This window comes from Youngiibacter fragilis 232.1, assembly GCF_000495435.3.
GTDB classification, from domain to species: Bacteria; Bacillota; Clostridia; order Clostridiales; family Clostridiaceae; genus Youngiibacter; species Youngiibacter fragilis.
The window spans coordinates 1-22730 of record NZ_AXUN02000178.1 but is presented as its reverse complement, the minus strand read 5'-3'; the positions used below and the strand labels follow the sequence as shown (position 1 = coordinate 22730).

Here is a 22730-nt window from a genome sequence, read left to right as displayed (position 1 = left end):
GCGTAGCGATTTTGTTCAATATACTTTGAATGTGAACAGGTTTAGCGCCTAAATGGAGGAAATGATGGAATACAACGGAATAATAATCTTTGGAGAAATGGGGTCAGGCAAGGACACTTTGGCTGACTACATCATCGAAAAGGAGAGCAAGGTAAAGAAATATGGCCTCAGTGACATTATCAGAGGTATGAAACCCGTGGTGTCCGTCTCGCCGGAGTGGAAGAACAACGAAAGGGGCTTCATGCAGCTGGTTGCGGACAAGCTCAGGGAAATAGACATGAACATACTCAACAAGTATGCTCTCGGTAAGATGATACAGGACAATGCGGAACAGGTTGAGATAACTCAGGACCGCAAATGGGAAGAGATCAACGAGAACCTTAGAAGGGTCAACGAGAAGATAATTCCGATGATCGTAGGCGGAAGGACCAAGGATGACTTCGACTTCTGGAAGAAGTCAGGTTTCCTTATTGTGGGTATAACCGCAACAAAGGAGAACAGGTTTGCAAGGCTGGTTGCAAGAGATGGTGAGGAGGTTGCAAAGAACAGCAATCCGAACCACAATACTGAGAAGGAAGTCGCTTCACTTGTCGAAAAGGCTGCCATGATAGTAAACAATGACGGCACTCTTGAAGATATCAAGGCGAAGGCATCTGATGTCCTTGAAACATACCTTAAGGGATATTGAATTTTGATGAGGTCCATTTGAGACCTCATTTTTCATTTGGTCTATTATTTCATTTTCTTACATTTATATAGGAATTGATGGTATAATAATTAATTGTACGAAAAACGTAAATGGAGTGAATTACTTAATGTTAAGTGTAAATAATGTAAGCCTCAGATATGGTGGCAGGAAGCTCTTTGATGAAGTCAACCTGAAATTCAATCCCGGCAATTGCTATGGAGTAATTGGAGCAAACGGAGCCGGGAAATCAACTTTCCTGAAGATCCTTTCAGGTGAGATAGAACCTAATACCGGAGAAGTGTTCATTGGGAACAACGTAAGGATGTCAGTCCTGAAGCAGGACCATTACCAGTACGATTCCAACAGGGTAATCGACACAGTCGTCATGGGAAATGCAAGGCTGTTCGAGATAATGAAGGAAAAGGATGAGATATACGCGAAGGCTGACTTCAGCGATGCGGATGGAATCAGGGCTGCCGAGCTTGAAGGTGAGTTTGCCGACATGAACGGCTGGGAGGCTGAAGCAGAGGCTGCATCACTTCTCATAGGACTTGGTATCGGTACAGAGAGCCATGAAAAGACTCTGAGCGAGCTTGAGGGTGGAGACAAGGTCAAGGTGCTCCTTGCGCAGGCTCTCTTTGGAAAGCCTGGAGTCCTAATACTGGACGAGCCGACGAACAACCTTGATGTGGTCTCGATAGCATGGCTTGAGGACTTCCTTATAGATTTCGAGGGAACCATAATCGTGGTATCCCATGACAGGCATTTCCTGAACATGGTATGTACGCATATATGTGATGTTGACTTCGGTAAGATAAGGATGTATATGGGAAGCTATGACTTCTGGTATGAATCAAGCCAGCTCATGCAGCAGCTCATGAAGGACCAGAACAAGAAGAAAGAGGACAAGATCAGGGACCTTCAGGCCTTCATACAGAGGTTCTCTGCCAATAAGTCAAAGTCCAAGCAGGCGACATCAAGGAAGAAGCTCCTCGATAAGATCACGCTAGACGACATTGCGGTATCAAACAGGAGATATCCTTTTGTAGGCTTCAAGCCTGAAAGGGAGCCTGGAAACGACATACTTGTTGTCGATGGCATCTCCAAGACGATTGATGGAGTGAAGATACTGGACAATGTGTCCTTCATTGTAAACAGGGATGACAAGATAGCATTTGCGGGAAACGACATAAGCGTCAGCACGCTGTTCAAGATCCTTGCAGGTGAGACGGAGCCGGATTCAGGCAGCTACAAGTATGGCATAACAATAACTAAGAGCTATTTTCCGAGGGATAACAGCGAATATTTCGATGGGGTTGAAATGAACCTTGTTGACTGGATGAGGCAGTACTCTGATGACAAGACCGAGACATATATCAGGGGATTCCTTGGAAGGATGCTGTTCTCCGGAGAAGAAGCGCTTAAGGAAGCCAGCGTCCTTTCCGGTGGAGAGAGGGTAAGATGCATGCTGTCAAAGCTCATGCTGAGCACTGCCAATCTCCTCATAATCGACCAGCCGACCAACCACCTTGACCTTGAGTCGATAACAGCTGTGAACGACGGGCTGATAGATTACTCGGGAGTTCTCCTGTTCTCGTCAAGGGACCATCAGTTCTGCCAGACAGTTGCGAACAGGGTAATTGAAATCACTCCTGATTCATACTTCGACAAGCTGTGCACATTCGATGAATACCTGGAGATAAGGAACGGCATAAAATCATAGGAAAAACTAAGCCTGTGCGAAAGCACAGGCTTAATTTATCAGTCAGAACATCGATATCTGCTTATGACCTTCATCCCTGGCTATAATAAGTCGCTCAGGATAGGATGACAGTATGCTTCGGATCTCCTCTTCCGGGGTTTCGCGGTCAAGGTATCTTGCATATTTGACCTTGGGTACAATGACAGGCATCCTGGAATGTACCCTTGCCATCTCATCCTTAGAATCCATGGTCAGTATTGTGAACCTTTCTTCAGCCTTGCCATCCATATTTCTGAAGACCTGATGGATACCCCCAAGCATCATGTGTCTGTCATCGGTCGAGATCATATGCTTGACCTTATTTTCACCCTGCCACTCATAGAAGAGGTTTGCAGGTATAAGGCAGCGGCCTTCAGTCATTGATCTTCTGAACATGCTCTTCTCAAAGGCTGTTTCTGACCTTGCGTTTATGATCAGCCTCTTCTCCATCGGATATCCCCATACAGGCTCAAGAAATCCATCCTCTGTTATTGCAAGCGACTGGGTTCCGGGATATACATCCTTTCTGTCCCGCACATATCGGTCAAGGTCCTGTGAGTTATAGCGCTTGTTGACCTCTTCGATTATCTCCAGGAAGTTGACCATGTCTTCCATTCTGAGCTCAAGCTGAAATCTTCCGCACACTCTTTTCACTTCCTTACCTTCGGTTGATGCTCCTGTAGATACTGGCAATGTCATCCCTTGTTACATGTTCAGGATGATTCTTGAGCTTCTGGTCGTTACAGAGCATGTTCTCCGTGTATTCCGCTATCTCTTCCTCGGAGAGCACAAGTTCGCACTTGAGGAGCTCCCTGAAAATGTTTCCAATTTCAGGTATTCCTGATATTCCTGCCAGGCTTAGCATCCTGTCGATCTTCCTTCGGTCCTTGAAGACCGACAGATAGCCTTCATATAGGATACCATTCGCTGTGCCATGCGGAACTCCCTTGAAATAGGTCAGGGGATAGCCCATTCCATGAGGAAGACTGGTACCTGTCTGGGAAATCTCCATACCTGCCAAAGTTGAAGCCAGCATAAGCTTTTCCCTGTCCTGTATTGTAAGGCAGACATTCCTCAACGCACCGATGCATTCTCCGAACAGCGAGAAACCTTTCTCTGCAAGGACATCGGACATGATGCTGGAATTCCTGTTTAGATAACCTTCAGCCAGATGCGTGAATGCATCGATTGCCGTTGAGACTGTTATGTGATGCGGCAAATTAATCGTGTACCTGGCATCGAGGAATGCGATGTCAGGGAAAATGACCTGGCCGATGTTCTTTTTGGTGGATTCCTGATGGTCTGTCAGAACAGAATATGGAGTTGCTTCTGATCCTGTTCCAGCAGTCGTAGGAATCGATAGTACTGGAATCCCCTTTAGATTTTTAATGGAAAGCAGTTCCCGTGCAGATATCCTGTTCCTGAACAGAAGTGAGACTGCCTTTGCTGCATCCATTGCGGAGCCGCCGCCGATAGCGAATATGAAATCAACGGGATGAACGGAGTTTTCCAGGAAGGCCTTCTCCACTGTCTCAAGTGAAGGGTTCTCCTCTACCTCGTCGAAAATCCTGTATCGTATGTCTTCATGTTCAAGAGCAGAAATTGCATCCTCCAGAGAACCATTTATCTTTGAAGAACCGTGACCAGTGACTATAAGGCAAAAATCGCCGAATTGTCTCAGGAGCCTGCTGTTCTTCTTCACACAGTCAGGACCCATTATTATCTTGGTTGGCATATGGTAATTGAAATTGAACAAAGCCATCCCCCCATAAATTAATTGGATAAGGCAGTAACCGTCCCCATATTCCAAGTTTAGCACAAAAATATGACCATGAGTCAGAATACAGAGGTCTTCATAATATGGCAACATTAATGATTTCGTCCTGTGCCTGACCATAAGATTTGATATATATAAGCTGGAGGTGATATGGACTGCTACACATTTGAAAAAGGTAGAGTAAAGGTGATTTCGGAAGTTAACCGGAAATGCTGTTATTTTTTTATTGTTTTAAGGATAATCAATATCTGTTGGTTCAACTATATTCACAAGTATTGAGTATTTGAAACCGCTTTTTACCGATTTATCAAAACATCAACGGCAATTAGTCAATACTAAGTGTTTTTTTTATTATCAATCTGTGAAAACGTAACCAAGATTTTGGATTCAGCTTATTGACAACGATTACTATTTTCTGTAGATTATGGGTATACCTGTAATACAGGTAGCCAGCATACAGATTCGCGAAAGAGATGCAAAGACAAAAATATAAAGGAGTGAAGTATTTGAAAAGGGGCAAGATAAATTCAAGACTGATCATCCCACTTGCGGGATTACTGATATCTGCGGTCTTCATTTGGCTTGGACTAAGCAAATTCGGATTCTGGGACGGGGTTAACGGGCCTAAGCCAGGGTTTTTCCCGACTATAACAGGAACTGTACTTCTGATTGTAAGCCTGTTCATATTGAAGGGAGCCATCGGAAGTGAAAGCCCGAAATATTACAGCATAGAGCTCATGGTCATTCTTGGCGCGGTCGGTGTGATTGCAATGACATACATAATCGGGCTGATACCAAGCGTGATTCTGTATATAGTGATCTGGCTGAGGTACTACGAGAAGACACCATGGATCTCTACACTTAAGGTAACGGGATTCATGTCAGTGATCATAATCGGTGCATTCGTGTTCTGGCTCAAGGTACCGTTCCCGATGGGACTTCTTGAAAATCTTTTATAGGGGGAAAAGCTTTGGAAAACTTAGAGCATCTGTTAAATGGATTTCAGACAGCGCTGACATTTCAAAATGTCATAGCATCAATGCTTGGTGCCTTTCTGGGGCTGATCGTGGGGGCGATGCCCGGAATTGGAAGCCTTGCAGGAGTCGCGCTACTGCTTCCTTTAACCTTCAAATTCAATCCTCTGACTGCGATGATAATGCTTGGCGCGCTGTACTATTCAAACATGTACGGAGGAAGCTTCAGTGCGATACTCCTTAACATTCCCGGTGATTCGCCTGCAATCATGACGACGCTTGATGGTTACCCTATGAACGTGAAAAGGAAAAGGCCAGGGCAGGCACTTATGACTGCCATCATGGCATCCTTCGTAGGCGGAACGATCGGCATGATCATCCTTACTGTAGTAGGTCCTGCACTTGCGAACATAGGATTGAAATTCGGTCCTGCCGAAATGACCATGGTGCTTCTCATTGCGATGACATCGATAAGCTGGCTGGTTGGAGACAATATCAGCAAGGGGCTCCTTGTTACAATGGTTGGAATACTCCTGGCTACCATAGGTATGGATACCCTTACCGGATCCCCTAGGTATACATTTGGCAGCATGTACCTTCTGGGTGGAATTCCATTTACACCCTTCATAATCGGAGCTGTAGGATTTTCTCAGGTCATAAAGCTGATCCATGATGCCAAAAAGGACATCAACCCAGTCGCACCTGGTGAGGTCACCAAGCTTTCAATCAAAGGAAGCATGCTGACGTGGGAAGATTGGAAGAGGCTACTTCCTCCAGCCATACGTTCGGGAATGATGGGAACATTTGTTGGAGTTCTTCCTGGTGCTGGGGCAACTACAGGTGCATTCCTGGGATATGCGGTACAGAAGAAGTTCAAATCAAAGGAGCCGCTTGGAACCGGAGCAATAGAAGGAATCTCAGCAGCAGAGGCTGCCAACAATGCAGCTGCGGCTGGCGCATTCGCACCACTTCTAGCCCTCGGAATACCGGGGTCAGGAACCGGAGCAGTATTGCTTGGAGGACTAATCATGTTCGGTCTTAATCCGGGACCGCTGCTGTTCACTAACCAGCCTGTTTTCACATGGGGACTCATAGCATCACTGTACCTGTCAAATGTGCTTGCGGTCATTGTATCGATTATGGCGATTCCGTATCTTCTAAAGATACTGTCGGTACCCATAAAGTACATGGTGCCTGCGATAACTTCAATCTGCATCGTTGGTGCATACAGCACAAGCAATTCAATGTATGGCGTGCTGGTAATGCTTGTAACAGGAATGCTTGGGTATGTCCTTGACAAGAATGACTACCCTGTGGCACCAATGCTCCTATCCTTTGTACTGGCACCTCTCCTTGAGTCCAACATGAGGAAGACTTTCATCATATCAGGAGGGAGCCTGGGAATATTCCTGAACAGCCCCATAAGCACTGCGCTTGTAATAGTGTTTGCGGGCCTTATACTTACACCTGCATATAAGAATATCTTGGGAAAGGTCAGGGCTGGAAAAGCTAAGGGAGAATCAAAAACTGAGTTGTCTGCTGAAAAGTAGAGAATATATTAAATCATTGGGGGGAAACAATGTTTAAGAAAATCAGCAAACTAATGGTCACAGTCATGGGTATCGCACTACTCGCAGGTTGCGGACAGAAGGAACAGACACCTGCAGCGTTCAAGCCAGCATCACAGTTAGACTGGATAGTCACATCCAGCGCCGGTGGCGGAAGTGACATATTCACAAGAAAGATCACAGACATAATGACAAAGGACAAGATAGTGGAGGGAGTGACTTTCGTAGTCAACAACAAGACGGACGGAAACGGTGAAGTAGGAAGGAACGAAGTTGCAAACCTTAAGGGAGACAAGGCTAACAACACTCTCCTTACCTTCAACAGCGGCGACCTTATGCCTATGGTGCAGAATACTGCAAACAGGTCAGGAAACTTCCAGATCATAGCTATCATGGCTGTCGACAAGCAGCTGCTGTTCAAGGGAAAGGCAAGCAAATATGCGACCTTCAAGGATGCCATAGATGCAGCCAAGGCTGGAACTCCTGTCATAATCGGAGGCTCCAAGGGTGATGACATAGCTACCTATGAAGCTATGATAGCTGAAATAGGACTTTCAAAGGATGTCATGAAGTACATAACCTACAACTCGACAAGTGAAGCGATAACTGCAATACTTGGCGGTCATGTTGACCTTGTCATGTCAAAGCCTGCCGCGGCATCAGAGTATGTCAATTCTGGAGACCTAACAGCTATACTTGCACTTTCTGAGAAGAGATACGAGGGTAACCTCAAGGACGCGCCTACTCTAAGTGAAGTGGGAAGCTACAAGAATGTTGAGGTTCCTGTATGGAGAGGCGTTGCAGCACCAAAGAGCATGAGTGCGGATGCGGTAAAGTACTACACGGAAGCCCTCAAGAAGGTCAGTGATTCAGCAACCTGGAAGACTGAATACATCGACATATACAAGCTCATATCAGACTACAAGAACAGCACGGATGCCACAACCTTCGTAAAGCAGTTTGAGAGTGAATTCATGGCATCAAAAGGGATAAAGTAAGCAAAATTCTTTCATCTCTCTTTTGTGCAAAAGGAGACAATAATGGAAATCCAGAAAATAACAAAATCAAGCATAAGCGATCAGGTATACGACCAGCTGAAGAAACATATCATTGAAGGGATATGGGCACAGGGTGAAAAGCTGCCATCTGAAAATGACCTTGCGAAATCCTTCGGGGTCAGCAGGATCACTATAAGGCAAGCGCTGTCAAAGCTCACAACCCTTGGGATACTTGAGACAAGAACAGGTGAAGGCTCCTTTGTAAAGGAGCTGACACCTGGGATATATGTCAATGAGATTATTCCATATGTCTATCTTGGGAAGGATTCAATGAGGGAGGTTTTTGAGTTCAGGATGATCATCGAAGTCGGTTCTGCTGAAATGGCAGCCTATAAGATGACTGAAGAGGAGCTTCTCGCATTGGAGGAAAGCGTAGACCGGCTTGAGAGCTACAGCGAGGACCTGGATAAGTACGTTGAGGAGGACCTTGAGTTCCATACGATAATAGCGGAAAGCACCAGGAACTCCCTGATTATGCAAATGAACAGCATCGTAAGGGATGTAATGAGGGAAACGATAAGCAGTTTGACAGAGAAAGTGGGTATGGGAATAGGAAAGAAGTATCACAGGCTGCTACTCGAGGCACTCAAGGAGAGAGATGGAGAACTAGCAAAGGAACTTATGAAGGAACATCTGCTGGAAGCTTACGGGACCTACTCCCAGAATTAGGGAATAGGCCCGGTCCTTCCGGACTGTGGGGGGAATATGAAGGAAAACAGACCAATACTTGGAATACCGCTTGGCGATGCCGCTGGCATCGGACCAGAGCTTGTCGCAAAGCTGGCTGCCAATGGATTTCTCTCTGAACACTCATGTCCGGTGATAATCGGCGATGAAAGAGTGCTCATTAAAGGAATTGAAATAGCAGGTGCAAGCTTTGAATACAAAAGAATAACAAAACCGGAAGAAATCGGAACTTATGTAGGAATCCTTTTGCTTGATACTGAGACACTTGATACAAAAGACCTTAGACTGTCAGAGGTCTCGGCGTCGAATGGCAAGGAAGAGGCCGACAATCTCGTCAGGACAATGGATTGGTGCATGGAAGGCTATCTTGAAGGTTTCTGCTTCGCCCCTTTGAACAAGGCTGCAATGAAGCTTGGTGGATATGAGTATGAGAGCGAGCACGAGCTGTTTGCTGACAAACTCGGTGTAGCACACCTTCCTCACGGAGAAATGAACGTACTTGATAACCTCTGGACCTCCAGGGTCACAAGCCACATACCTCTCAGTGAAGTCAGCCGGAACATAACAGTTAAAAGGGTAATGGATGCAATAACACTTGCAGACGATACATTAAGAAGGGGCGGATTCGAGAATCCCAGGATAGTGATAGCTGCGATCAACCCACATGGTGGTGATTCAGGCACATGCGGCAGAGAAGAGATCGATATCCTTGAGCCGGCAGTGAGGCTGGCGGCAGAGAACGGAATAAGGGTAGATGGCCCGTTTCCATCGGACACGGTATTCCTGAAGGCCTTCAAGGGAGATTATGATGCAGTAGTCACCATGTACCATGACCAGGGGCAGATTGCAATGAAGCTCAAGGGCTTCCAGAAGGGAATCACAGTAGCGGCAGGACAACCGTTTGCCATAACGACTCCAGCCCATGGGACAGCTTATGATATTGCTGGAAAGGGAATTGCAGACACTGGCGCATTTGAAGCGGCATTCAGGCTTTGTGCCAGGATGGCGATGAGTGACAGGGAAAATAAAAGGAAGTAGACTGCTGGAACAGTCTACCTCCATCTTTATAGAAGCATCAGGCAACTATAATTTTAATTAATGGTAACACATTACTAATGCAAAGAAAACATAGGCTTGGAAAATTTTGTGCAAAAATCGGGATTTTCCCTTATAGGATACAATATGGAGGCGTCAAATGAGAGCATTGAGATATCTAGGCCCGAAAAGGCTTGAGATTGAAGATATGAAAGTACCGGTGCCGGTTGAAGGCGAAGCCCTGTTAAGGGTAAAGGCTGTCGGAATCTGCGGCAGTGATGTCCATGGTTACCTTGGGCTTACCGGAAGAAGGATACCACCTATGACAATGGGTCACGAATTTTCTGCCGAGGTAGTTACACCAGCTGAAGGCTCAAAGACCTTCAGTGCTGGCGACAAGGTGGTAGTCCAGCCTATCAATTTCTGCGGCAAATGCGAAAATTGCTTGAACGGGTACACGAACATGTGCCTTAACAAGAGGTTCTTCGGCGTGCTGACAGAGGATGGCGCATTGGCGGAATATCTCGCAGTGCCGGAAAAGCTGCTGTACAGGCTTCCTGACAGCTGCAAGTTTGAGGATGGTGCGCTTGCGGAGCCTTATGCCGTAGGCTACGGAGCTGTAAAGAAGGCGGGGGACTTGAGGGGCAAGGTTGTCCTTATAATCGGGGCGGGAACCATAGGACTATGCATACTGCAGCTTGTCAAGATCAGGGAGCCCAAAATGGTCATAATCAGCGACCTCAGTGAAAGGAGGCTTGAGACCGCTCTGGCTCTTGGAGCTGATGCCATAGTGAATCCATCAAAAGTGGATTACCTGGAAGCGCTAGGTGAAATCACAGGCGGGAAAATGGCGGACATTTCTATAGAGGCTGTGGGAGTTCAGGCAACTGCAAACCAATCCATAAAGAGCCTTAAGATGGCAGGTACTTCAATCTGGGTAGGAATGTCACAGAAAGAGATGCAGATCAATATGCAGGATATCGTTGTATCAGCAAGAAGCGTCCTTGGTACCTTCAACTACACGCATGAGGAATTTGGTGAGGTAGTGGACATACTAGGTTCAGGTAAGCTTGATACCAGGAGCCTGATAAGTGCAAGGGTAACCCTTGACGAAGCTCCGGAATACTTCGAGCTTCTGCATACTTCTCCTGATGATTTCATAAAGGTAGTGGTAGATCCTTCAAGGAAGGAGGGTTCTGTCCAATGAGATTCGGATGCTGTCTGAACATGGTTTCAACCGGAACTGATGGAACAGGTATCGAGAATATCGAGAAGCTGAAGGAAGCAGGTTTTGACTATGTGGAACTTCCGTTGGCAGAACTTACAAGGCTTACAGATACCGAAAGGGAAGATGTGGTCGGAAGGCTGAATTCTTCAGGAATGAGCTGCGAGGTATGCAACAACATGTTTCCAAAGACCTTCCGTCTGACAGGACCCGATGTAAGGATCGATGAAGTTCTGGCCTATGCAGAGAAGGCTCTCCATATAGCTGGTTCAATAGGTGCGAAATCAGTAGTGTTTGGAAGCGGTCCTGCAAAGATGGTGCCTGAAGGGTTCCCGCTTGATGAAGGATACAGGCAGGTTGTGGATCTGCTGAAGCTTGTAGACCCGATTGCTGGAAGGAATGGCATAACAATAGCAATAGAACCACTTCGGAAAGCTGAATGCAACCTCATCAACACCTTTGAGGAAGGTGTGAGGCTTGCTGAGGATGTCGGAGGTGAAAACATAAAGGTACTCGTGGATTATTACCACCTTACTGTTGAAGATGAAAGTCCTGAAAAAGTGCGAAAGTATGGCAAGGGTTCACTTGTCCATGTCCATATGGCAAATCCTGATGGAAGGGTATTTCCAAAAGCGATGGATGAATCAGACTACAGGCCTTTCTTCAATGCACTAGGGGAAATCGGATATAAGGGCAGAGTCAGCTGTGAAGCGTATTCAGAAAACTTCTCGGAGGATGCTCCGTCGACACTCAGGTTCTTTAGAGACAATATGACACAGGAGGTATGAACATGTATAATGAAAAGCTTGTGGCCGATCTTGAGGATAAGGCCAGAAAACTTAGAAGAAACGTTATTGTAAGCATGGGAGTCGGATTTGCTGGCCATATCGGGGGCTCCTTCTCTTCAGCGGACATGGTAGCAGCACTTTATTTCCATAAGCTGAGGCATGACCCTGAAAACAAGAAGATGGCAGAGAGGGACAGATTCCTTCTGAGCAAGGGACATGTGGCGATACTCCAGTACTCGGCCCTGGCTGAGGCCGGTTACTTCCCGGTTGAGGACCTAGTCAACACGAAGAGGATCGATTCATATCTCCAGGGACATCCGGATGTATTGAAGACACCTGGAATAGAGGCTGGCACCGGATCACTCGGGCAGGGGCTTTCAATCGGTCTTGGAATGGCCATGGGACTGAAGATGGACGGCCTGGACAGCAAGGTGTATGTGCTCATGGGCGACGGAGAGCAGCAGGAAGGACAGATATGGGAGGCTGCAATGGCAGCTACAGTATACAACACTGACAACCTGGTCGGAATAGTGGACTGCAACAAGCTTCAGGCAACAGGTCCAATATGCGAAAGGTTCGATGCAGGGGATATCAGACACAAATGGGAAAGCTTCGGATGGAATACGATCGAGATCAACGGTCATGACATGAAGGAGATACTTTGGGCGCTTGACGAAACTGACAAGAGGAACGGGAAACCCACTGTCATAATAATGAATACGGTAAAGGGAAAGGGACTGAGCTTTGCAGAGAACGTAGTCAGCTACCATAACGGGATGCTGTCTAAGGAGAACTACGACAAGGCTATGGCCGAGCTTTCATAGAGGAGGATACCATAATGGAATATACAAATCAGAGAGAGGCATATGGCTCTACCCTTGTAGAACTAGGTAAAGTGAACAGGAACATTGTGATACTTGATGCGGACCTTGGAGGTTCAACAAGAGGAAAGCTTTTTGAGGAAAATTTTCCTGACAGGCATGTTGAGATGGGAATCGCTGAGGCAAACATGACATCTGTAGCTGCAGGACTTGCGCAGACAGGCAAGATACCTTTTGTGAACACATTCGCGGTATTTGCTTCCGGAAGGGCGTACGACCAGATAAGGCAGACTATTGCCATCGGAAAGCTCAATGTCAAGATATGCGGATCATCAGCTGGAGTATCTGATTTCGGAGACGGTTCAACTCACCAGTCAGTCGAAGATGTGGCCATAATGAGAGCTATCCCGAACATGACAGTTCTTTGTCCTGCTGATGCAAACGAGACTGTTAAGGCTGTAAGGGCATTGGCAGAATATGACGGACCATGCTACATAAGGCTGAACAGAAATGATTATCCAAATGTCACATCCCCGGATGAACCATTTCAAATCGGAGTGCCTTCAATCCTAAAGGAAGGAAGCGATGTGGTACTTTTTGCCACAGGCTATATGCTGACACTTGCAATGGAAGCAGCCAGCAAGCTCGAAGGCAGGGTGTCAGTAAAGGTAGTTAACATAAGCACCATAAAGCCGCTTGACCAGGTAAGGATCAAGGAACTTGTAAAGGGCGCAAAAGGCGTCGTTACAGCTGAAGAGCACAGCATAGTCGGGGGACTGGGAAGCGCCATTGCAGAAGCTCTAAGGCTCGAGAGGATGCCTGTCGAGTTTGTTGGAATACAGGACTGCTTTGGCAGAAGTGCCCACAGCTATGGTGATATTCTCAAATATCAGAACCTGACTACGGAAAGGGTTGTAGAGGCAATAGAAACTATTGTTTCACTTCAATAGGAGGAATCGATGGATAAGAAGATAGGATTCATAGGACTTGGAATCATGGGCAGGCCCATGGCAAAGAACCTTGTCAAGGCGGGCTACAGTCTGAAGGTATATGACTTGAACAAGTCAGCGGTAGCTGATCTCGCTGAAGCAGGAGCGGAGGAAGGGGCAAGCGTATCAGAAGTTGCAAAGGACTGCAGCCTGATAATCACAATGCTTCCCAATTCTCCACATGTCAAGGCGGTTGTCCTTGGTGAAGGAGGCATACTTGAAAGCGCATCTGAAGGGACCCTGGTTGTTGATATGAGCTCCATTGCACCGGATGCTTCCAAGGAAATGGAGAAGGCTCTGTCTAATAAGAAGCTGAGGATGATAGATGCACCAGTATCGGGAGGAGAGCCTAAGGCAATAGATGGATCTCTTGCGATCATGGTTGGTGGAAATGAAGAAGATTTCAATGAGGCCAAGCCCCTGTTCGATATAATGGGAGCGTCTGCACTGCTTGTAGGGCCTATAGGTAGCGGAAACACATGCAAACTGACAAATCAGATCATAGTAGCACTTAACATAGCGGCACTCAGTGAAGGGCTCCTTCTTGCGAAAAAGGCCGGAGCTGATGTGGAGAAGGTGTTCAATGCCATCAAGGGCGGTCTTGCAGGAAGTACAGTAATGAATGCCAAGGCACCGATGATACTTGAAGGAAACTTCAAGCCTGGCTTCAAGATCGACCTGCATATCAAGGACCTTGCAAACGCATTGGATACAGGTGCCGCAGCTGGAGCACCGCTTCCCCTCACTGCAGGCGTCCAGCAGATGCTTCAGGTGCTTAAGGCCGATGGGGAAGGTCAGAGCGACCATTCTGCAATAGCCAAGTACTATGAGAAGGTTTCAGGAACTGCCATCAGGAAAGACTGATACTCCCATTAAGTCTTTTTTACCGGAGGCATGCGGCTATTGTCCCATGCCTCTACCTTTAATATGTTGGAGGATGAATCCGCGGACACTTGTAGCCTGGAAGAGGATGAAAAAAACCTGCACAAAAATATGGAATTTTTTGTTGACATTACTATGGCAGGTAAGTATAATAATCTTTGTCAGTAAAAACCGCGGTCGATTAGCTCAGTTGGTAGAGCATGCGACTCTTAATCGTAGGGTCCAGGGTTCGAGCCCCTGATCGACCACCATCAAAGAATCCGATACGTTTGTATCGGATTTTTTCATATGTCCGAAAGAATCTGAAGGTTCACTTGGTTCCCCAAATGGGATAGAATTAGCTTGTGTGCCTAATCGGCACCATGGAGGTTTTAATGAAGAAGTTTTTGCCGCACGCTGCGGCTGTTATCCTTATGGTAATCTGGGGGCTTAGCTATCTAAGCATAAGATTCGTGGTCAATGAGATAGACCCGGTGCTTTCGGCTTTCTACAGGTTCGCCATATCCACTGCGGTAATGTCTCTGTTTGCATTTGGCAGGGGAAAACGGGTCCACAGGGAAGATAGGCTTAGATTCGTTCTGGGAGGGCTTTTTGGGGTGGCGACATACTTCACCTTTCAGAACATAGGTGTCAAGCTTACAACAACTGCAAATGTTGCAATTATCATTTCCACGATTCCTGTAATAACCCTGCTGGTAAATTCTGTGGTGCTGAAGATAAGGCTGGACAGATGGAAGGTTGCGGGTGTTGCCATGTCTGTTGCCGGAATAGCACTGATTGTGCTGGCGAAGGAAAACTTCTCGCTTTTCTCTTCCGGAACATTAGGGGACCTTCTGGTACTGGGTGCAGCACTATCGTGGGTCGCATATACGCTTCTCATGAGCAACCTCAAGGGAAGCTATTCACCGATGGAGGCTTCATTCCACACGAATGCTTGGGGGACGCTGTTCCTTTCCCCGATACTTCTCAGGACGGGATTGCAGACTTTAAGCCCAACAGGCATATTCCATCTGCTGTATCTCTCGATAGTATGCACTTTCGTCGGGTACAACCTGTACCTTTATTGCCTTAAGGCCCTGGGGAGCGTCAAGGCCACCGCATACATCAACCTTGAACCTGCGATAAGTGTCGCGGTATCCATATTCATATTGAAGGAAGCTGTGTTTCCTCTGCAGATCGCAGGGGCTGCTGTAATCATATTAGGGGTGTTCCTTGTGAACAGAAAGGGGTAGACATGAAGGACGAAAGACTTGAAAAACTGGCAAAGCTTCTTGTTGGATATTCAACTGAAGTCAGGGAGGGGGACTTTGTCTATGTCAGATGCGACGAGGTGGCGCTGCCGTGGGCCAAGGAGATAGTAAAGGCTGCAGTGAAGGCGGGAGCCCATGTGGAGACTGTGCTTACTTCTGATGAGATACAGGAGATAGTGCTCAAGAACTCAAGTGAAGAGCAGCTGATGAAAGAGAATGAGCTCCAGAAGGCAATGATGGAAAAGGTGGATGTATGGCTTACTGCATGGGGATCGAGGAACCTCAAGTATGCGGCATCAGTTCCTCCTGAAAAGATAAAGGCTTCAGCCAGGGGAGCCGCATCCTGGAGGAAGATATATTCTGAAAGGACAGGGGATGGGAGCATGAGATGGTGCGGAACCCAGTTCCCGACCTTTGCCGATGCCCAGGAAGCTGGAATGAGCCTTGAGGACTATGAGGATTTTGTATATGGTGCGGGGCTTTTGGACAAGGAAGACCCGGTAGCTGAATGGAAGAAGATAAGCCTCGAGCAGGAAAGGTGGGTCAGGTACCTTGATACAAAGAAAGAACTGCACATATTATCGGAAGGCACGGACATAAGGGTGTCGATCGCTGGAAGAAAGTGGATCAACTGCGATGGGAAACAGAATTTCCCGGATGGTGAGATCTTCACATCGCCAGTCCATGAAGAGATAGACGGGCATGTCACATTCACATTCCCGCTCATCTATGCTGGGAAGGAGATTCGTGGGATAAGGCTTGAGGTGTGTGGTGGAAGGGTGACCGGTGCCTACGCGGAGGAGGGAGAGGACCTCCTTCAGAATGTCCTAGATACTGATGCTGGTTCAAGATTCTTCGGAGAGGTAGCCATTGGGACCAACTACGGAATAAGGGAGTTCACAAAGAATACGCTTTTTGATGAAAAGATAGGAGGTACCTTCCACATGGCCATAGGTGACTCCATGCCTGAGGCTGGCGGAACAAACAGGTCATCAGTGCACTGGGACATGATAGGCGACCTGCGGAAAGGCGGGTCCATAGCTGCAGACGATGAGCTGTTTTACAGGGATGGGGCTTTCATAATGGACGTGCTTGAACGATTTGAAGCCAGATAATTGGAAATTCCTCGGTTGGATTCGCATCATATGAATAAAATATTAACGATTTGTTATAAAATTGACATTTTGTTTATAAATATTCCTGTTGCCCTTACAATAAGAGAAGACGAATACTGAACGGGAATAGGAGCGTGGTACAAATGATCAAAGAGATAAACTGCAAGAAGGTAAATGGAACCGTACGTATCCCTGCATCAAAATCATACGGGCATAGGGCGCTTATTGCTCTTTCGCTTTCCAAAGGAAAAGGGGTTCTGGATAATTTCGACATGTCACTGGACATCATGGCTACATTGAAGTGCCTTGAAGATCTAGGCGTTGACTTTATTTTTTCAGACAGGTCACTGTCGATTGATGCGACGAGGTTCGGCCAGTTCAGGGACAGGACGATGAAACCGGAAGAGTCGGGATCCACGCTCAGGTTCTTCATACCAATAACGCTCCTGTTCGATGAGGTGTTCGAGTTCAGGTGCAAGACCGGTCTTCTTAAGAGACCGCTTACCGTATATGAGGAGCTCTTCAAGGACCTTGATATCGTACTATACAGGGACAGCCTTGAAAGTCTGGTAGTAAAGGGAAAGCTAACAAGCGGAGAGTTCACCATGAGAGGGGATGTCAGCTCCCAGTTCATATCCGGAATGCTGCTGGTGCTTCCTATGCTTGAGGGTGACAGCGTCCTAAAGGTAACTGGAGAGCTGGAGTCTGAAGGCTATGTCAATATGACACTGAAGGTAATGGAGGACTTTGGCATTGAGGTTGCGAGGGATGGCAACACATTCCGTGTAAAGGGCAACCAGAGCTATCTTGCGAGAGACTACAAGATAGAGGGGGATTACTCTCAGGGGGCCTTCATGCTGGCTGCTGGAGTGTTGGGCGGCGATGTTACTGTAACCGGCCTTGAGAAGGGTACTGCCCAGGGAGATGCTGATATTGTCAGGATAATCAAGGACATGGGTGGAGTGATCGATGAAACCCCGGATGGCCTAAGGGCGAGAAGGTCTGACCTCAAGGCAATTGACATTGACATCTCACAGACACCTGACCTTACACCAATACTTGGAGTGCTCCTGAGTCTTTCAAAGGGTACAGGCAGGCTGCTTAACGGTAAGAGGTTAAGGTACAAGGAGTCAGACAGGATAAAGACCACTGTGGCAATGATAACATCACTTGGAGGAGATGCCAGGGAAGATGGTGAGGACATTGTGATCGAAGGCAAGGATATGCTCAAGGGAGGCAGGTCATTCGCATTCAACGACCACAGGATCGTTATGGCGTCAGCTGTAGCTGCGCTGAGGTCTCTGGACAAGGTATATATAGATGGGTATGAGGCTGTAAACAAGTCTTACCCGGAGTTCTTCAACGATTTCGAACATATGCTTTGCAGCAGATAGTTTCAAGGGCATCCTCAAAGGATGCCCTTGCTATTCGGATGCTTATAGTCATATTTTCAGATTCTGATGATTTTCTTAGGTTTTCAAACCTCGTTCTACAGAATGTGAATATATGATAAAATTAGATGATTATTTAGGATAGGTGATTGTGATGCGGATCAGTGAATTGATGAAGGGTATCGAGATCCTCGAAAAAAGAGGATATACTGAAGATATTGAAATAGCAGACATTACTGTAAGCTCAAGGGAAGTGAGGAACGGATTTCTCTTTACTGCCATAAAGGGACATTACAGTGACGGACACATGTATCTGAAGGATGCCGAAGCAAGAGGTGCAGCCTGTGCTGTAGTTGAAAGCCCAAGTGATGATATAGGTATCCCGCAGCTGAGAGTAGCTGACACAAGACGTGCTCACTCACGCATCTGCAGTAATTACTACGGAACACCTTCAGCTGAAATGAGGGTATTTGGAATAACTGCTACAAATGGCAAGACCACTACCTCCTATATGCTTGACAGCATACTCGAAGAGAGGGGCAATACCACCGGACTTTTCGGAAGTGTCAGGATCAAGAACGGGAAAGAAACCATACCGTCTTCGATGACTACTCCTGATGCAAGGATAATACAGGCAAGCCTCAGGAAAATGAAGGATAATGGAGTAGAGAAGGTAACCATGGAGGTATCATCCTCATCACTTGAACAGCATAGGGTAGCTGACATTGAGTTTGATATCGTCGCATTCAATAATTTCAGCAGGGAGCATATTGACCAGCATGGAAGCCTCGAGAAGTATTTCGAAGCGAAATCGAGCCTGATAACAGATGCCGGTGAAAATGCATATGCCGTCCTGAATTACGATGATCCTTATGCCAGGAGCCTCATAGGCAGGACGCATGCAAGAGTGATCACCTATTCCGTATCAGATGCAGCTGCGGACATATACTGCTCCGGATATGACCTTTCCTCAGGAAAGGCATCAATGGAGGTAGTTGTATTTGTGGATTTTGACGGACTGGAAGGACGGGTTGAAAAAGGGACGTTCCATGTTGAGCTTGGTGTTCCCGGTTATCATTCTATTACAAATGCCCTTTCAGTGATCGCCATGGCCCTGATAGACGGTACGGACAGAGGTGTAATAGCAAATGCCCTTAAAAGGTTCACCGGGGTTGAGAGAAGGTTCCAGTATGTGTATGACAGGGACTTTGTGATCGCAGATGACCATTTTGCCAACAGCAGAAATATTGATGTTACGCTGGAGAGCATTTCCAGGTCCAATTGCAGAAAGCTGCACATAGTCTATGCTATACGCGGGAACCGTGGCACTACTGTCAACAGGGAGAATATTGAAACATTGCTCAAATGGAAGGATTCCCTTCCTATGGATGAGATAATCGGAACATTGAGTGAAGGGCTTGTGGGACCTAAGGATGAGGTCAAAGCTGAGGAGATAGAGGTGTATTTCGATGCGCTGAAGGGATCCGGGCTCGAAACACCACTTTTCGGGAAGCTTGAGGATGCAATAGCCCATGCCATAGGCAAAGCACTGAAGGGGGATATGATCCTCCTTGCCGGATCACAGGGAATGGATTATGGCGCTGAGATAGCCCTTAAAATGATGAGGACCCTAAGGCCGGAAATCCCGGAAGATGAACTTTTAAGACCGCTTAAGGACAGAACCTTGCTATTGGAGAATTTGAAGATATGAGAGACAGGATACTAGGAATAATAGGTGGGATGGGGCCTGAGGCAACTGCGCAGCTATACATGAAGATGATAAAGGCCACAAAGGTCAACAAGGACCAGGAACACTTCAGGATAATCATAGACAGCAATCCCAAGATACCTGACAGGACCAGGGCGATACTTGGGCTTGGAGAGAATCCGGTTCCAATGATAATTGAAACTGCGAGAAACCTGGAAAGAATGGGTGTGGATATCGCATGCATCCCATGCATGACCTCCCATTACTTCTTTGATGAGATACAGAACGGCGTAGAGATGAAGATCATGAATGCGCTGGAGGAGCTGAAGAAGTACATAGACAGGAATTTTCCTGATATTCGGAAGGTAGGCATACTTGCTACCACTGGAACCATGAATACCAGGATTTTCAACAAATATCTTACAGGATTGGAGCTCATCTATCCTGATGTTGATATCCAGAAGGATAAGGTAATGGAGGCTATCTACGGAGAGGGAACTGGCATAAAGAGTGGGGTCACAGAAGGAAGGCCGGTTGAGATGCTTATTGAGGCTGGGGAACATGTCATATCGAAGGGGGCTGAACTGGTAGTCCTTGGATGTACGGAAATTGGGCTTGTGCTTGACTCTGAGTCACTTTCCATGCCGTGTGTAGACCCCATGGATGTAATGGCAGAAGCAATGGTGAGCGAATAAACTCATTAAAATAGAAGAGGAACATTCAGCATATCTGCCGGATGTTCCTCTTCCTCTATTTCCAGGCGGTCGTTGTGATCTCGGTGCCGCCAAGCTCCTGGTTCAGATAGCGTGCAAGTGTGAAGAGATAATCTGAAAGTCTATTCAGGAACATGTAGCTTTGGGGGAAGGTCTCTATTTCCTCCTCGAGCAGGTATCTCACGTACTGCCTTTCTGCTCTTCTTGCAAGGGACCTTGTTACATGAGTGTAAGTAGCCTGTCTGGTTCCTGAAAAAAGTATGAAATGAGTCTGCTCGGGCATCAGTGAGGTAAGCTCATCTATCTTTTCTTCAAGCAGCTTTGGATGGCTTTCGTTGAATCTAAGGACCTCATATTTAGAGGAGATCTCGCTACCCATATTGTAGAGTCCGTTCTGTATGTACCTTATGAAATCTGTTATTTCCTTTTTCCTTGTGAATTCTGCACCTTCATCGATAAGGGAGCAGAGATATCCAAGGGATGAATTGAGTTCATCTATCTGTCCGTTAAGCTCGATAAGCGGTGATGACTTCAGTACCCTTTCACCCCCTAGGGTTCCCGTAGTACCTTTGTCGCCTGTCTTGGTTACAATTCCCATTGCAGTCCTCCATATCCAATAATTTGCATTCAATAAAAGCAGTTCGAAAAAAATTTATCCGGGTGCTTTCAAGATAATTGTACAACATCCAAAGTGTGGTATACTAAATAATATTGTTAATCTTTTCGAAACAATTATGACACAAACGCAAATAAACACAGAACAACTTATCATTAATGCAAAACCAATGAGAAGGGGAGATCATCATGAACGCACACGACTATATCGAGGAGGTCCTTGAAAAAGTTAGGACCAAGAACAGGGGAGAGGATGAGTTCATAGCTGCAACTACTGAAGTCCTACACTCTCTGACACCAGTAATCGAAAAGCATCCCAAGTACATGGAGCACAACATCCTGGAAAGGATCATCGAGCCAGACAGGCAGATAATATTCTCGGTTCCATGGGTAGATGATTCAGGGAAAGTAAGGGTTAACAGGGGCTTCAGGGTTCAGTTCTCAAGCGCCATAGGACCTTACAAGGGCGGCCTTAGGTATCATCCTTCAGTCAACCTTAGCATAATAAAGTTCCTTGGCTTCGAGCAGATATTCAAGAACTCGCTGACAGGACTCCCGATCGGTGGAGGTAAGGGTGGAAGCGACTTTGATCCAAAGGGCAAGAGTGAAATGGAGGTAATGAGGTTCTGCCAGAGCTTCATGACTGAGCTTTACAGGCATATTGGAGAAGATATAGACGTTCCTGCAGGAGATATCGGTGTCGGCGGCAGAGAAATCGGATATATGTACGGGCAGTACAGGAAGATCATGGGTTCTTCAGAGCCAGGCGTACTTACCGGCAAGGGCATAGTATACGGTGGAAGCCTTGGAAGGCCTGAAGCGACAGGGTTCGGTCTTGTATATTTCGTGAAGGAGATACTTGAGCACAGAGGAATTAAGATGAACGGCAAGACAGCTGTAGTATCAGGTTCAGGAAACGTTGCTCTGTTTGCGATAGAGAAGCTTGCTGAATTTGGAGTGAAGACTGTAGCGTGTTCAGACAGCAATGGTTACATATATGATGAAAACGGTGTTGACCTCGAAGTGCTGAGGCAGATCAAGGATGTCGAGAGAAAGAGGATAAGCGAATATCCTTCACGCACAGGCAGAGGGGAATATCGTGAGGGTTCAAGGAACATATGGGATGTAAAGTGCGATATCGTATTGCCTTGTGCAACCCAGAATGAGATCAACAAGGATGAGGCGATTAAGATTGCCGACAATGGAGTAATCCTTGTAGGCGAAGGTGCTAACATGCCTTCGACACTCGAGGCCCAGGATGTATACAGGGAGAGGAAGGTGCTTTTCGCACCTGCAAAGGCAGCAAATGCCGGCGGAGTTGCAGTATCGGCTCTTGAAATGTCCCAGAACTCCATGAGGATGTATTGGGAAAAGAATGAAGTCGACAACATGCTCAAGGGCATTATGAAGAGGATATACGAAAATGCAAGCAAGATGGCCGAAGAGTATGGCGACAAGGATAACCTTGTAATGGGTGCCAACATCGCAGGCTTTGTAAAGGTTGCTGACGCAATGGTGTATCAGGGCATATAAATACATAGGTTTTGAGGAAGCAGCTGTGAGGCTGCTTCCTTTATTTTCGAATTGTTCCAAAATGGGATTTTCTCGTTAATTTGTTAAATATTTTGGGTCAATCACAAAACCTGTTGGATTGACAAGTTGAACCTGCCCTTCTATATGGTCTAAAACAATTGAATAAATAAAG

At 46.6% G+C, this 22730-nt stretch carries 21 protein-coding genes and 1 tRNA gene; 19 read left to right on the top strand and 3 right to left on the bottom strand.

Annotated elements, in window-relative coordinates; genetic code table 11:
* Positions 1-64 precede the first annotated feature (64 nt).
* Together T472_RS10260 and T472_RS10255 are read left to right on the top strand one after the other, a co-directional pair.
* Positions 65-688 carry an AAA family ATPase gene (locus T472_RS10260; RefSeq protein ID WP_023387810.1) on the top strand — a complete coding sequence of 208 codons (624 nt, stop codon included), beginning with the start codon at positions 65-67 and terminating at the stop codon, positions 686-688.
* A gap of 127 nt (positions 689-815) precedes the next feature.
* Positions 816-2411 carry an ABC-F family ATP-binding cassette domain-containing protein gene (locus T472_RS10255; RefSeq protein ID WP_023387811.1) on the top strand — a complete coding sequence of 532 codons (1596 nt, stop codon included), beginning with the start codon at positions 816-818 and terminating at the stop codon, positions 2409-2411.
* Positions 2412-2453: 42 nt separating this feature from the next.
* Here the strand turns inward: T472_RS10255 and T472_RS10250 are convergent, their stop codons facing one another.
* Positions 2454-3074 carry an SOS response-associated peptidase gene (locus T472_RS10250; RefSeq protein WP_023387812.1) on the bottom strand — a complete coding sequence of 207 codons (621 nt, stop codon included), beginning with the start codon at positions 3072-3074 and terminating at the stop codon, positions 2454-2456.
* Positions 3075-3087: 13 nt separating this feature from the next.
* On the bottom strand, positions 3088-4164 hold the full coding sequence (locus T472_RS10245; RefSeq protein ID WP_242864794.1) for an iron-containing alcohol dehydrogenase family protein: 1077 nt from the start codon (positions 4162-4164) through the stop codon (positions 3088-3090).
* 539 nt (positions 4165-4703) lie between these two features.
* Here T472_RS10245 and T472_RS10240 point away from each other — a divergent pair.
* The 16 genes from T472_RS10240 (at position 4704) to cuyB (ending at position 20392) form a co-directional block, all read left to right on the top strand.
* Entirely contained in the window at positions 4704-5165 is a 462-nt protein-coding gene (locus T472_RS10240; protein WP_207643966.1) for a tripartite tricarboxylate transporter TctB family protein, read from the top strand.
* An 11-nt stretch (positions 5166-5176) separates the two neighbouring features.
* Complete coding sequence (locus T472_RS10235; protein WP_023387815.1) at positions 5177-6730, top strand: tripartite tricarboxylate transporter permease; 1554 nt, start codon at positions 5177-5179, stop codon at positions 6728-6730.
* A 29-nt stretch (positions 6731-6759) separates the two neighbouring features.
* Positions 6760-7746, top strand: a complete 987-nt coding sequence (locus tag T472_RS10230; protein WP_023387816.1) for a tripartite tricarboxylate transporter substrate-binding protein — start codon at positions 6760-6762, stop codon at positions 7744-7746.
* Between the two features lie 42 nt (positions 7747-7788).
* Entirely contained in the window at positions 7789-8475 is a 687-nt protein-coding gene (locus T472_RS10225) for a FadR/GntR family transcriptional regulator (RefSeq protein WP_023387817.1), read from the top strand.
* A 36-nt stretch (positions 8476-8511) separates the two neighbouring features.
* On the top strand, positions 8512-9531 hold the full coding sequence (locus T472_RS10220) for a 4-hydroxythreonine-4-phosphate dehydrogenase PdxA (RefSeq protein WP_023387818.1): 1020 nt from the start codon (positions 8512-8514) through the stop codon (positions 9529-9531).
* A gap of 157 nt (positions 9532-9688) precedes the next feature.
* Positions 9689-10735 carry a zinc-dependent alcohol dehydrogenase gene (locus T472_RS10215; RefSeq protein ID WP_023387819.1) on the top strand — a complete coding sequence of 349 codons (1047 nt, stop codon included), beginning with the start codon at positions 9689-9691 and terminating at the stop codon, positions 10733-10735.
* The gene (locus T472_RS10210; protein WP_023387820.1) at positions 10732-11541 is read left to right on the top strand and encodes a sugar phosphate isomerase/epimerase family protein; all 810 of its coding nucleotides are present in this window, start codon (positions 10732-10734) and stop codon (positions 11539-11541) included. The genes T472_RS10215 and T472_RS10210 overlap by 4 nt, the downstream gene beginning before the upstream one ends.
* A 2-nt stretch (positions 11542-11543) precedes the next feature.
* Entirely contained in the window at positions 11544-12365 is an 822-nt protein-coding gene (locus T472_RS10205; RefSeq protein ID WP_023387821.1) for a transketolase, read from the top strand.
* 14 nt (positions 12366-12379) lie between these two features.
* The gene (locus T472_RS10200) at positions 12380-13312 is read left to right on the top strand and encodes a transketolase family protein (protein WP_023387437.1); all 933 of its coding nucleotides are present in this window, start codon (positions 12380-12382) and stop codon (positions 13310-13312) included.
* A gap of 9 nt (positions 13313-13321) precedes the next feature.
* Positions 13322-14215 (top strand): 2-hydroxy-3-oxopropionate reductase, encoded by an 894-nt coding sequence (gene garR, locus T472_RS10195; RefSeq protein WP_023387438.1) that lies wholly within the window; start codon positions 13322-13324, stop codon positions 14213-14215.
* 193 nt (positions 14216-14408) lie between these two features.
* Positions 14409-14484: transfer RNA gene (locus tag T472_RS10190), tRNA-Lys, on the top strand.
* Positions 14485-14607: 123 nt separating this feature from the next.
* Complete coding sequence (locus T472_RS10185; RefSeq protein WP_023387440.1) at positions 14608-15465, top strand: DMT family transporter; 858 nt, start codon at positions 14608-14610, stop codon at positions 15463-15465.
* Positions 15466-15467: 2 nt separating this feature from the next.
* Positions 15468-16598 (top strand): aminopeptidase, encoded by a 1131-nt coding sequence (locus T472_RS10180; RefSeq protein ID WP_023387441.1) that lies wholly within the window; start codon positions 15468-15470, stop codon positions 16596-16598.
* A gap of 143 nt (positions 16599-16741) precedes the next feature.
* On the top strand, positions 16742-17992 hold the full coding sequence (aroA, locus tag T472_RS10175) for a 3-phosphoshikimate 1-carboxyvinyltransferase (protein ID WP_023387442.1): 1251 nt from the start codon (positions 16742-16744) through the stop codon (positions 17990-17992).
* Between the two features lie 151 nt (positions 17993-18143).
* Positions 18144-19700 (top strand): Mur ligase family protein, encoded by a 1557-nt coding sequence (locus tag T472_RS10170; RefSeq protein ID WP_023387443.1) that lies wholly within the window; start codon positions 18144-18146, stop codon positions 19698-19700.
* The gene (gene cuyB / locus T472_RS10165) at positions 19697-20392 is read left to right on the top strand and encodes a cysteate racemase (RefSeq protein ID WP_023387444.1); all 696 of its coding nucleotides are present in this window, start codon (positions 19697-19699) and stop codon (positions 20390-20392) included. The genes T472_RS10170 and cuyB overlap by 4 nt, the downstream gene beginning before the upstream one ends.
* 55 nt (positions 20393-20447) lie before the next feature.
* On the opposite strand, the gene T472_RS10160 is transcribed toward cuyB, so the two are convergent.
* Complete coding sequence (locus tag T472_RS10160; RefSeq protein ID WP_023387445.1) at positions 20448-21008, bottom strand: cob(I)yrinic acid a,c-diamide adenosyltransferase; 561 nt, start codon at positions 21006-21008, stop codon at positions 20448-20450.
* 206 nt (positions 21009-21214) lie between these two features.
* Between T472_RS10160 and gdhA the strand changes: the two genes are divergently transcribed.
* Positions 21215-22558 carry an NADP-specific glutamate dehydrogenase gene (gene gdhA / locus T472_RS10155; protein ID WP_023387446.1) on the top strand — a complete coding sequence of 448 codons (1344 nt, stop codon included), beginning with the start codon at positions 21215-21217 and terminating at the stop codon, positions 22556-22558.
* Positions 22559-22730: the final 172 nt, after the last annotated feature.